General features: G+C 60.7%; 11 protein-coding genes. 8 read left to right on the top strand and 3 right to left on the bottom strand.

The window, feature by feature from the left end; translation table 11 throughout:
* Nucleotides 1-10 precede the first annotated feature (10 nt).
* Complete coding sequence (locus ACX3VQ_RS04030; protein WP_462579660.1) at nucleotides 11-1,978, top strand: sulfotransferase; 1,968 nt, start codon at nucleotides 11-13, stop codon at nucleotides 1,976-1,978.
* On the opposite strand, the gene ACX3VQ_RS04035 is transcribed toward ACX3VQ_RS04030, so the two are convergent.
* Entirely contained in the window at nucleotides 1,975-2,313 is a 339-nt protein-coding gene (locus tag ACX3VQ_RS04035) for a tRNA-binding protein (protein ID WP_462579661.1), read from the bottom strand. The genes ACX3VQ_RS04030 and ACX3VQ_RS04035 overlap by 4 nt on opposite strands.
* Nucleotides 2,314-2,399: 86 nt before the next feature.
* Here ACX3VQ_RS04035 and ACX3VQ_RS04040 point away from each other — a divergent pair, with 86 nt between their 5' ends.
* The 5 genes from ACX3VQ_RS04040 to ACX3VQ_RS04060 all read left to right on the top strand — a co-directional run bounded on the left by ACX3VQ_RS04040 (nucleotide 2,400) and on the right by ACX3VQ_RS04060 (nucleotide 7,546).
* Entirely contained in the window at nucleotides 2,400-3,620 is a 1,221-nt protein-coding gene (locus ACX3VQ_RS04040; RefSeq protein WP_462579662.1) for an MFS transporter, read from the top strand.
* 111 nt (nucleotides 3,621-3,731) lie between these two features.
* Nucleotides 3,732-4,235: a c-type cytochrome gene (locus ACX3VQ_RS04045; protein WP_462579663.1), complete on the top strand. Its 504-nt coding sequence runs from the start codon at nucleotides 3,732-3,734 to the stop codon at nucleotides 4,233-4,235.
* A gap of 161 nt (nucleotides 4,236-4,396) precedes the next feature.
* Nucleotides 4,397-5,677 carry a serine--tRNA ligase gene (gene serS, locus ACX3VQ_RS04050; RefSeq protein ID WP_462579664.1) on the top strand — a complete coding sequence of 427 codons (1,281 nt, stop codon included), beginning with the start codon at nucleotides 4,397-4,399 and terminating at the stop codon, nucleotides 5,675-5,677.
* Nucleotides 5,677-6,444: a 5'/3'-nucleotidase SurE gene (gene surE, locus ACX3VQ_RS04055; protein WP_462579665.1), complete on the top strand. Its 768-nt coding sequence runs from the start codon at nucleotides 5,677-5,679 to the stop codon at nucleotides 6,442-6,444. Before serS ends, surE begins: the two co-directional genes overlap by 1 nt.
* Nucleotides 6,445-6,484: 40 nt before the next feature.
* Complete coding sequence (locus ACX3VQ_RS04060; protein ID WP_462580681.1) at nucleotides 6,485-7,546, top strand: potassium channel family protein; 1,062 nt, start codon at nucleotides 6,485-6,487, stop codon at nucleotides 7,544-7,546.
* Nucleotides 7,547-7,569: 23 nt separating this feature from the next.
* On the opposite strand, the gene ACX3VQ_RS04065 is transcribed toward ACX3VQ_RS04060, so the two are convergent.
* Nucleotides 7,570-7,989 (bottom strand): DUF1761 domain-containing protein, encoded by a 420-nt coding sequence (locus ACX3VQ_RS04065; RefSeq protein WP_462579666.1) that lies wholly within the window; start codon nucleotides 7,987-7,989, stop codon nucleotides 7,570-7,572.
* A 78-nt stretch (nucleotides 7,990-8,067) separates the two neighbouring features.
* On the opposite strand from ACX3VQ_RS04065, the gene rimO reads away from it, so the two are divergent.
* Nucleotides 8,068-9,456: a 30S ribosomal protein S12 methylthiotransferase RimO gene (gene rimO, locus ACX3VQ_RS04070; RefSeq protein WP_462579667.1), complete on the top strand. Its 1,389-nt coding sequence runs from the start codon at nucleotides 8,068-8,070 to the stop codon at nucleotides 9,454-9,456.
* Between the two features lie 184 nt (nucleotides 9,457-9,640).
* Nucleotides 9,641-10,003, top strand: a complete 363-nt coding sequence (locus ACX3VQ_RS04075; protein WP_462571394.1) for a hypothetical protein — start codon at nucleotides 9,641-9,643, stop codon at nucleotides 10,001-10,003.
* Between the two features lie 174 nt (nucleotides 10,004-10,177).
* Here ACX3VQ_RS04075 and ACX3VQ_RS04080 read toward each other — a convergent pair whose 3' ends face one another.
* Nucleotides 10,178-11,209: a LacI family DNA-binding transcriptional regulator gene (locus ACX3VQ_RS04080; protein WP_462579668.1), complete on the bottom strand. Its 1,032-nt coding sequence runs from the start codon at nucleotides 11,207-11,209 to the stop codon at nucleotides 10,178-10,180.
* Nucleotides 11,210-11,315: the final 106 nt, after the last annotated feature.

Here is an 11,315-nt window from a genome sequence, read left to right on the forward strand (position 1 = left end):
GGGACAGGCAATGGCCGAACGCGACGATCAACTCAAAGCCGCACAATCCGCTCTGCAAGCCGGTGAGTTCAAACGCGGGCTCGCTCACGCTCAAGCGGTTCTGGACGGTGATGCTGCGCATCCCGAAGCGCTATATATGGCGGCGGTTGCCTGCCGGTACCTCAAGCAGCACGATAAAGCGGCCGGATACCTTCGCGAACTTCACCAGGCGATGCCGGAGTATGGCCGCGCGTGGCAGGAAGAAGGCCATCTGGCGCTTGCCCGCCAGGACGAACCGGCCGCGCTTAACGCCTTTGTGCGGGCAACCCGTTTCAACCCGGCGCTGGCGGCCAGCTGGCGCGAACAGGCGAACCTGCTGGGAAAGCTCGGCAGACCTGCCGAAGCGGCCAGCGCTGCGGCACAGTTCGAACGGCTCGGCTCGCTTCCGCGCGAGCTAGTCGCCGTTACCAATCATCTGCATGAGGGGCGCCTGCTGCGGTCAGAGGAGATCTGCCGCCACTTCCTGCGCCAGAACCCGCGCAATGTCGAAGGTATGCGGTTGCTGGCGCGGATCGGGATCGAGCTGGGAATACTCGACGATGCCGAATTCCTGCTGGAGAGCGCGGTCGCGTTCGAGCCTGACAATATCCAGCTGCGGCTGGACTATATCGATGCTCTTCGCCGCCGGCAGAAGTTCGACAAGGCCTGTGCCGAAGCCGAGGCGCTGCACGCACGCGATCCTGACAATCCGGTGTTCCAGTCAAGGCTGGCGATCGAGAGCATGCAGACCGGCGCCTATGATCGCGCCTTCGCCCTGTTCGATGCGGTGCTTGAGAAATTGCCCGGCGATCCGGCCACGCTCACCAGCCGGGGGCACGCGCTCAAGACCGTGGGCCAGGCCGAAGATGCGGTGGCCAGCTATCACGCGGCGATCGCGGCCAAGCCCGATCATGGCGATGCCTATTATGCGCTCGCCAATCTCAAGACATATCGGTTTGACGCTGACGAGATCGATGCGATGCGCCGGCAAGCTGCTCGCCCCGATCTTGCCTTCATGGACCGGGTTCATCTGTCCTTTGCACTGGGCAAGGCGCTGGAAGACCGCGGCGAATATGAACAGAGCTTCCGTTTCTATGACGCAGGCAATGCTCTGAAACGGGCACAAAGCCGCTATAGCGCGGAGACGATGAGCCGCGAGCTGGCCAGCCAGCGCGAGGTCTGCACGCCCGAACTGTTCGCAAAACACCGCGATAGGGGGCATACAGCGCCCGATCCGATCTTCATCCTCGGCCTGCCGCGCGCAGGCTCTACCCTGCTGGAACAGATTCTCGCCAGCCATTCGCAAATCGACGGCACGCTGGAACTGCCCAATATCCTTGCGCTGGCACACCGTTTGCGAGGCAAGCAAACCGGCCAATCTCGCTATCCCGAAATTCTGCATGATCTGACAGGCGAACAGCTCGAACAATTTGGCGCGCAATTTGTCGAAGAGACCGGCATTCACCGCCAGGGCGCGCCGTTCTTCATCGACAAAATGCCCAACAATTTCCGCCACATAGGGCTGATCCACCTGATCCTGCCCAATGCAAGGATCATCGATGCGCGCCGCGCGCCGCTCGACTGCTGTTTTTCGGGCTTCAAACAATTATTCGCCGAGGGGCAGGAATTTACCTACGGCCTGCACGAAATAGGGCGCTATTACGCCGACTATGTCGAACTGATGGAACATTGGGACCGCGTGCTGCCGGGCAAGATATTGCGCGTCCAGCATGAGGACGTGCTGGACGATCTGGAAGGGCAGACCCGCCGCATGCTCGAATTTCTCGGCCTGCCGTTCGAACAGGCGTGCCTCGAGTTCCACAAGACCGACCGTGCAGTGCGCACCGCCAGTTCCGAGCAGGTGCGCCAGCCCCTCAACCGCACCGGGCAAGGCGCATGGAAACCCTATGAACCCTGGCTGGGTCCGCTCAAGGAAGCGCTCGGTTCGCTGGCCAGTTAGGCCAGCCGCGCTCCGTCTGGTGTTGCCTCGCCAGGGTCGGCAAGAACGATCCGGCCGTGTTCATCGGGAAAGCCCAGCACCAGCACTTCGGACATGAGCGGGCCGATTTGGCGCGGCGGGAAATTCACCACTGCCATGACCTTGCGGCCCACCAGGCCTTCAGGCGTGTAGAGATCGGTGATCTGGGCCGAGCTCTTCTTTTCACCAACCCCAGGGCCGAAATCGACCCAAAGCTTGATCGCAGGCTTGCGCGCCTCTGGAAATGGCTCCGCCCTCGTCACCGTGCCGCAACGTATGTCCACCTTCAGGAAGTCGGCGAATTCGATCTTGTCCATGCCACCCCAATTAGACAGCGAAGCAGGAATTGTCGAACCAGCCGTCCCGAGTTTGATGCTCACTGCATTGCTGCTAGGCATGGCGCATGTTCGCTTCTGCCATCTCTGTCCGTGCTCTACTGATAGCGATCTTCATCTTGATGATTGGCAGCGGCTTTCTGTCGACCTTGATCGCCGTTCGACTGGAACAGGCAGGTGTGGCAGCGTTGCTGATCGGCCTGGCGGCGACCAGCTATTTTTCCGGCCTCACTTTGGGATCGCTGCGTGTGGAAAGCCTGATCGCAAGGATCGGCCATATTCGTGCCTTTGCTGCCTTTGTTACCGTCTATTCGGCGAGCAGCCTGACATATGCGATCATCGATCACATCTCGATCTGGATTGTCCTCCGATTTGTCGATGGGTTCACCATGGCCGGAGTGTTTGTTTGCCTCGAAAGCTGGCTGAACCGGCAGGCAACTCCAACAAACCGCAGCGCGATCCTCGCGTCCTACATGATCGCTCTGTATCTCGGTCAGGCGGCAGGACAGTTTCTGCTCAACCTTGGCGAGAACGCACCCGATCTGCCCTTCATGATCTCTGCGGTACTCCTATCGATCGCATTGCTGCCGGTGCTGCTGACCCGCATGGAGCAACCCCAGCTTGAGCATTTCGTGCCATTTTCGCTGCGGCGTCTCTATGACGCCTCGCCCCTCGGAATCTTCGGGACCCTGGCAACGGGTGCAATGCTGGGCGCGTTCTACGCGATGGGGGCGGTCTACGTGCAGCGGATCGGGATGGAACTGTCGCAAGTGGCGCTATTCACCTCCAGTGTGATCGCTGGAGGTGTAGCATTGCAGTATCCGCTGGGCATGTTGTCGGATCGGTTTGACAGACGGCGCGTAATAATCGCCTGCTTCCTGGTCGTCGCTGCAATCAGCGCTGCGCTCGCCTTTTTCCCGCTGCTTCCAGTCGGCACCATTGCGCTGGGTAGCCTGTTCGGCGGGTTTGCCTTTGCTCTCTATCCCTTGTGCGTTGCGCACTCGAACGACCATCTCGGCGAGGATGAACGCGTTGGTGCAAGTAGCGGCTTGGTGCTGGCCTACTCGGCTGGTGCCATGGCCGGGCCGATAATCGGTTCTACGGGCATGGGATTGCTGGGCCCTGAGGGGCTATTTGTGGTTATCGGCGGGATCGCTGCAATGGGTGCCATTTTCGGTATGCTTCGCACCCTGGCTCGCGGTTCAGTGCCGCCACGCGAGCAGCAGGCATTCCAGAGCTTGCCGCGTACCACACCAATGGCAGCAGTATTGGAAGTAGAGGAAGGTTGAATCAGGCCGGTTTGAAAACGTCGTGGCCAGTGAGCCTGCCATATGGACCTTGCCCCTTTGTTCTTCTAAGCCCCGTGTCGTTTTGCCAAACCAGCAAAGAAAGAGAGCATCGTGCAACAATCAGTGATCCGCATTGGCGCCATTGCCGTCTCTCTTTTCCTTGCGGCTTGCGGCGGCAGCGAAAGCACCTCCGTCGCAAGCGAAGATACTGCCCCAGCTAGCCAGCAGGTGGCACCACAATCAGCCCCCGCAACCCCGAAAGCAGGCAGCATTTCAACGGTTGGCGCCACCGCGCTGGCAGACTTCAACGGAGATGCAGCTGCTGGCGAGAGGGCTTTCATGCAATGCCGCACATGCCATGTCACGGACCCCGGCGTAAACCGCATGGGGCCATCGCTGGCCGGTATCATAGGCCGCAAGGCGGGCACCGTGGACGGTTTCAACTATTCGCCAGCGATGGCTGAAAGCGAAATCACCTGGACGCCGGAGAAGCTGTATGAGTTTCTTGAAAATCCCCGCCGGGTTGTGCCTGGCAACCGGATGGCCTTTGCGGGAGTCAGAAACGATCAGGAGCGTGCGGATCTGATTGCCTACCTGAAGGATGCGGAAAGATAGGGCCACGCCTGCCTGGCGGCTTGCATGACAAAGCTTTAAGCCGAACAAGGCACGCATGGCTGCGGCTTTCCGGGCGATCGCTGGCTGATGCGCTGAGAGGCGGGAATTTTCGTCCATTCCCATCTGGCATTTGCGCGGCGCAAAGGGCATAGGCGCTGCCCATGCACGATATCCGTTTTATCCGTGAGAACCCCGAGGCGTTCGATGCCGCGCTGGCTAAGCGCGGCGCGCAGCCTGTGGCCGCCCAACTGCTTGAGGCTGACGAGGTACGCCGCGCCGCCACCACGCGCCTGCAGGAAGCACTCGGCCGCCGCAATGAAGCCTCGAAGCTGATCGGCCAGGCCATGGCCAAGGGTGACAAGGAAACCGCCGAAACGCTGAAGGCCGAGGTGTCCGAACTTAAGGAAGTCCTGCCAGCGCTCGAGGAAACCGCGCGCGCGGCCGACCAACAGCTTGAAGGCTTATTAGCGGTTATTCCCAACCTTCCGGCTGACGATGTGCCTGTGGGCGCGGACGAGAACGACAATGTCGAGGTTGCGAGCTGGGGCACCAAGCGGGAATTCGAATTCGAGCCCAGGGAACACGCCGATATAGCGCCCGCGCTGGGCATGGACTTCGAGACCGGCGCCAGCATCAGCGGCGCCCGTTTCACCTTTCTGCGGGGCGACATGGCGCGCCTCCACCGCGCGCTGGGCCAGTTCATGCTCGACGTCCAGACCCGCGAGCATGGCTATACCGAATGCAATCCGCCGGTGCTGGTGCGTGATGAGGCCATGTATGGCACGGACAAGCTGCCAAAGTTTGCAGATGATTCATTTCGGACAACCGACGACCGTTGGCTCATCCCCACGTCCGAAGTCAGCCTCACCAGTTCGGTTATGGGCCAGATCCTTGACGATGCGGTGCTTCCCATCCGGCTCACCGCGCTGACACTGTGCTTCCGCAGCGAGGCTGGCGCAGCGGGCAAGGACACACGCGGCTTCATCCGCCAGCACCAGTTCGAGAAATGCGAACTGGTAAGCATCACGCGGCCCGAAGATAGCGAGGCGGAACACGAACGCATGACCGAAGCCGCCGAAGCGATCCTGCGCGCACTTGAATTGCCCTATCGCAAGATGCTGCTTTGCACGGGCGACATGGGCTTTGGCGCGTGCAAGACCTATGATCTTGAAGTGTGGCTGCCGGGGCAAGGCGCGTATCGCGAGGTCAGCTCCTGCTCCAACACGGGGGATTTCCAGGCACGGCGAATGAACACGCGCTATCGCCCTGACGGTGACAAAAAGACCGCCTTCGTCCATACGCTCAACGGATCGGGCCTGGCGGTCGGGCGCACGCTCGTGGCAGTGATCGAGAACTACCAGCAGGCCGATGGCAGCGTGAATGTGCCCGAAGTGCTGCACCCCTATATGGGCGGCGTAACCAAGTTGGAGCCGGCGTCCTGATGCGTATTCTCGTCACCAATGATGACGGTATTCACGCCCCTGGCATTGCGGCGCTGGAAGAGATTGCCCATGCGCTGTCTGATGACGTGTGGGTCTGTGCCCCGTCCGACAACCAGACCGGCGCGGGCCATTCGCTGACGCTGGCGATGCCGGTGCGCCTGCGCAAGCATGGCGAGCGGCGCTTTTCCGTCACCGGCACGCCTACCGATGCGGTTTCGATCGGGCTCAAGCAGGTGATGGAGGGCGAACCTGACCTGATCCTGTCGGGTATCAATGCAGGTGCCAATCTGGGTGACGACATCACCTATTCAGGCACGGTATCCGCAGCCATGGAAGGGGCGCTGGCCGGCGTGAGGTCGATCGCCATGAGCCAGGTAATGAAACAGGATCGCCCGGCGTGGGGTGACCGCTTTGCTGCGGCGCGCGAATGGGGGCCGAAGGTGATCCAGCCGCTGCTTGGCACACCGTTCCAGCCGCGCACGCTGGTGAGCGTCAATTTCCCCTGCCTCGCACCAGAAGAAGTCATGGGAATACGCGTGGCGCGCCAGGGTTTCCACGATTATGCCCGCGCGTCGGTGATCGAAGGCCGCGATCCGCGCGGGCAGCGATATTACTGGTTCGGGCTCGACGCGATCGAACATACCCCCGATCACGGCACTGACCTTGAAGCCATCGCCGCAGGCTATGTCTCGGTCACCCCTCTGCAGCTCGATCTCACTCACCGCGCTTCGCTGGAACCGCTGGCGCAGCGGTTCAACGGGCGATAGAGTCGACAGCGTGACGGAAAAACAGCTCGACCGGGTCGTTATCGCCAAGGACACGCGCCACTATCGCGGGCCGCAATTCAAGCCGCTCAGGCGCGCCGTAAAGGTGCCCGTTTGGGGCGATTTCTTCATTCGCATCGGCTTGGCCCTCGCCCTGGTGTTCTTCGTGGTGATAATCCACTGGTTAGACCGGGGAGGACTGGTCGACAGTGTCGATGGTGAAGTCAGCTTTTCGGATATCGTCTATTTCACCATGATCTCGATCACCACCACGGGATTTGGCGACATTGCCCCGGTGACCGACCGCGCGCGGATGGTGGAGGCGATCATCGTTACTCCGATCCGTTTTGCCGTGTTCTTTATCTTTGTCGGCACCGCCTATAATTTCATCATCAAGCGCAGCTGGGAGAAGTGGCGCATGGAGCGTATCCAGGAAAACCTCGCTGATCACATCGTTGTCTTGGGGTTCGGTATTTCCGGCTCCGAAAGCGTGCACGAGCTGATCGAGCGCGGGATCAACCCAAGCCATATCGTGGTGGTCGACCCCAGCGAAGAACGATTGGTGGAAGCGGAAAAGCTGGGCTGCAATGTGATGGCAGCCGACGCGACGCGCGATTCGACGCTGGAGGCAGTGCGGATCAGGAAGGCCCAGCGCGTGCTGGTATCGGCAGGGCGCGATGACACTTCGATCCTGATCGTGCTGACCGTGCGCGCGCTGGCGGGCGACGTACCGATCAGCGTAGTAGTGCGCGCGGATGACAATGAAGCGCTCGCGCGCCAGGCGGGCGCAAACACCGTTATCAATCCGGTCCGCTTCACCGGCCTGTTGCTGGCAGGAAGCGCGCGCGGCGCCCACATCGCTGATTACTTGGCAGACCTCGCCTCCGTCAGTGGCCGGGTGCAGCTGGTCGAGCGCATGATCACGCAAGAGGAATGCGGCAGTTCAATCGACCAATTGCCGGGCGGCGGACGCGGCCTGCGCGTCTATCGTGACGGCCAAACGTTCGGTTTCTGGGAAGATGAGTGCAAGAACCTGCAGGCAGGCGATATTATCGTCGAGATCGTTCCGACCGAGAACGGCAACGACAGGGGTGACGATCACTGATCTTCGCGCACATGCCAAAGGCGTTAAGGCAAGTAGGCGTGCACCAGCCCCATGGCGATGTAAAACAGCAGCCAATATCCCGCATCGATGAAGAATAACGCCTTCGACTTCTGCGAGAACAGGTAATTGGTGCCAATCGCCGGGACGATAAAGCCCAGCGCCATGCCAAACGCTGTGAGCACCTTGACCCCAACCGAGAATTCAGCGCCCAGTTCGGCATAACTCTGGAACGTATGCGCCAGCACCCAGCTCGCCAGCAATGAAAACGCGAACGCGCCGCCATAGACCATGCCCATGTTGACCGATTTCACATCTTCTTCGGTCAGGCCGACCGCGCCCATCCATTTCTTGCCCATGACCGGGCCGTACCAGATGCCGCCCACTACAAAACCGGCCAACGCCGCCAGCACTACGCCCAGCCAGTTTACTGCAAACAGATCCATCGAATTGCCCTCCCCTCCAATCGACCCGCGCGAAACAGTAGCGTATTTTGCCGCGCTGGTGTAGGGGCGCCGCCACTTATGGACACCACCACAACCCGTCTCCCCGACCAGAAGAAGGTCGGCATGGTTTCCCTCGGCTGCCCCAAGGCGCTGGTCGATTCCGAACGCATCCTTACTCGGCTGCGCGCCGATGGCTATGCCATGTCGCCCGACTATGCCGGGGCGGATGTGGTTCTCGTCAACACATGCGGCTTCCTCGACAGTGCCAAGGAAGAAAGCCTTGCGGCGATCGGGGAAGCGATTGCCGAAAACGGCCGCGTGATCGTGACCGGCTGCATGGGCGAGGAGGCCGATGCGATCCGCGCTGCCCATCCGCAGGTGCTGGCAATCACCGGGGCGCATCAATATGAGCAGGTGGTTGAAGCGGTGCACACACATGCTCCGCCCAGCCAGGGGCCGTTTGTGGATTTGATTCCGCAGCCTGACGAGGCGGGTATCAAGCTCACCCCCCGTCACTACAGCTATCTCAAGATTTCAGAGGGTTGCAATCATTCCTGCGCCTTCTGCATCATCCCGCAACTGCGCGGCAAGCTTGCCAGCCGCCGCGTCGATGCGGTGCTGCGCGAGGCGGAAAAGCTGGTCGCGGCGGGAACCAGGGAACTGCTCGTCATCAGCCAGGATACCAGCGCTTACGGTGTCGATATCCGCCACGAGGAGCGGGAGTGGAAGGGTCACCCGGTCCGCGCGCACATGACCGATCTGGCGCGCGAACTGGGGCAGCTGCGCACGGCAGACGGCACCCCGCCATGGGTGCGGCTGCACTATGTCTATCCCTATCCGCATGTCGATGCGGTGGTTCCGCTGATGGCCGAGGGGCTGTTGACGCCATATCTCGACATTCCCTTCCAGCACGCTGCGCCTAAGGTGCTCAAGCTGATGAAGCGCCCCGCCAACGAGGCCAAGGTGCTCGAACGGCTGAAAAGCTGGCGTGAAATCTGCCCCGATATTGCCATCCGCAGCAGCTTCGTGGTCGGCTTTCCCGGCGAAACCGAGGATGATTTCCGCTATCTGCTAGACTGGCTGGAAGAGGCGCAGCTTGACCGTGTCGGCGCCTTCCGGTTCGAGCCGGTGGCCGGCGCGGCGGCCAATGCCCTGCCCGATCCGGTGCCCGAAGCGGTCAAGGAAGAACGCTACGCGCGGATCATGGAAGTGAGCGAACGGATCAGCGCGGCCAAGCTTGCGGCGAAAGTGGGCCTCACGCTCACCGTCATCATCGACGAGGTCGGCGAGCCCGACGAGGACGGCGATATCGGTGCAACCGGGCGCTCGCAGGCCGATGCGCCGGAGATCGACGGCGCGGTCTATCTACGCAATGTGCCTGAAACGCTGCGTTCGGGCGATATTGTCGACACGCAGATCGAAGATGCCGACGCGCATGACCTATTCGGGGTGATTTCTCCAAAATAATACAATAGTATTTTAATAAAACCTGCCAACCTCCTTTGCTGATGTAAGCAATGGTTGTAATAAAAAAGATTATTCCCATATAGAAACCAAGCTTAGGCTATTACAATATTCATCGGTATTTTCCCTTTGTTGATTGAATGGCAACCGACAGATTTTGATCTGATCGGAAACAAAGGAAAATGAGATGAATAAATTTACCGGGTTTTCAGCGTTCGTCCTCCTCACTTTGGGCCTTGCCGCCTGCGCCGGACCGGACACTTCACAAATGAGCGCGGGTGACCGGATCACCGAACGCGGCGGCGAGATCGCGCAATATGGCGATGACTGGACATCCGGAAACAAGGAAGTTCGCGATGGCGAGAAACTGATCGCCAGAAGTACCAGCCAGATTACCAACGCCCGCAAAAAGCTCGCCAAGGCCGAAGCCGATCAGGCCAAGGCGCGGCAAATGATCGCTGACGGTACGATCAAGATGCAGCGTTCAGAGGCCGATTATGCTGCTGTCCGGGCTGGGCCGGCCGCAACCAGCTTCTCGCAGCCAGAATAATCAGATCGCATTTCGCCGCAGTGACAGGCAGATTTGCAAGTCGATGCGCCAGAGATCGACGGCGCGGTCTATCGGCGCAATGTGCCCGTAACGCTGAGCTCAGGCGATATTGTCAATGTCGCGGTGGAACACGCCGATGCGCATGATCCACATGGGGTAATCCAACGCCTGCAATCAGCTGCTGGCGCGCACCAACAGACGCACTGGCACCCGCCGCACGCTGGGGTGCCTTACGCCCTCACCGCTGACCGCTTCAACCAGCAGCCTTCCGGCAAGATCAAGGTCAGGCTCTATCGTGGTCAGCGGCGGGTTGCTGAGTTCCCCTGCCGGAAGCCCGTCAAAGCCCACAACTTTTACGTCACCGGGAATCCTTACCCCTGCTGCATGGAAGGCCTCGAGCACGCCAAAGGCGATTGCGTCGCATACCGCAAATACGCCGTCGAAGGGTTCGCCGCGCTTGATCAAGGCCTGCGCCGCAAGTCGGCCTTGCTCGCGCCGATCCTTGCCCTGTTCGATCGCGATGAGATCAACCTTCAGGCCCAATTCGGTCGCGCGCGCCATGAAACTGTCCGTCCGTTCGGCAAACTGGCGCTGCACCGAACCATGCGAACCGATGCAAACCAGCCCTTTGCAGCCTTGCCCGGCCAAATGCTCTGCCGCCAGCCTCGCACCCGCATGATTGTCAGAGCTGACCCAATCGAGATCACCCATCGGAGATCCCCAATAGGCGACAGGCTGGCTGGCTTCGCCGATCTTGCGGAAAAATTCCCACGCTGCCCGGTTGGCCGTGGTGCCGATCACGATCAGTCCTTCGGCCTGGCCGCGTTCGACATAATGGCCGAAAAGCTGGTCCTCTTCTGCCTGGAGTGACACCAGCACTTCCAGCCCGCGCGCGGAAGCCGCCGTGCATATCCCGCCCAGCAGCGCATAGGAGAACGGATTGACGTCTTTCGCGCTATAGCCCGGCTTGCAGATCACAACGGCGGCCAGGGTGCCGGTATGCCCGCGCCGCAGCCGGGCGGCGCGTTCATCCACGAAATAGCCCAGCTCACGTGCCGCCTCGAGCACGCGCGTTCGCGTTCCCTCGGTGATCACCGCCGAACCGGACAGTGCGCGCGACACCGTTGACTGGCTCACACCGGCCTTTTCGGCAACATCGAAACTGGTAACCCGCACGGGCTTGCGCTGGGCATCCATCGTCCTCATCCCTTGCTTCCACCCCCACCCTTGAACGAGCGAATTTTCGGCGCGTGAATAGCTATGCGATGCTATGGCCCACATTTGGCCGACACGCTAGATGTCTGTGATACGA

The organism is Altererythrobacter chaiwopuensis (genome assembly GCF_054957735.1).

Bases quoted from the DNA above. Each gene is read 5' to 3' on its own strand.
- ACX3VQ_RS04030 (WP_462579660.1), top strand. From the start codon at position 11: ATGGCCGAACGCGACGATCAACTCAAAGCCGCACAATCCGCTCTGCAA.
- ACX3VQ_RS04035 (WP_462579661.1), bottom strand. From the start codon at position 2,313: ATGGACAAGATCGAATTCGCCGACTTCCTGAAGGTGGACATACGTTGC.
- ACX3VQ_RS04040 (WP_462579662.1), top strand. From the start codon at position 2,400: ATGTTCGCTTCTGCCATCTCTGTCCGTGCTCTACTGATAGCGATCTTC.
- serS (WP_462579664.1), top strand. From the start codon at position 4,397: ATGCACGATATCCGTTTTATCCGTGAGAACCCCGAGGCGTTCGATGCC.
- surE (WP_462579665.1), top strand. From the start codon at position 5,677: ATGCGTATTCTCGTCACCAATGATGACGGTATTCACGCCCCTGGCATT.
- ACX3VQ_RS04065 (WP_462579666.1), bottom strand. From the start codon at position 7,989: ATGGATCTGTTTGCAGTAAACTGGCTGGGCGTAGTGCTGGCGGCGTTG.
- rimO (WP_462579667.1), top strand. From the start codon at position 8,068: ATGGACACCACCACAACCCGTCTCCCCGACCAGAAGAAGGTCGGCATG.
- ACX3VQ_RS04075 (WP_462571394.1), top strand. From the start codon at position 9,641: ATGAATAAATTTACCGGGTTTTCAGCGTTCGTCCTCCTCACTTTGGGC.
- ACX3VQ_RS04080 (WP_462579668.1), bottom strand. From the start codon at position 11,209: ATGAGGACGATGGATGCCCAGCGCAAGCCCGTGCGGGTTACCAGTTTC.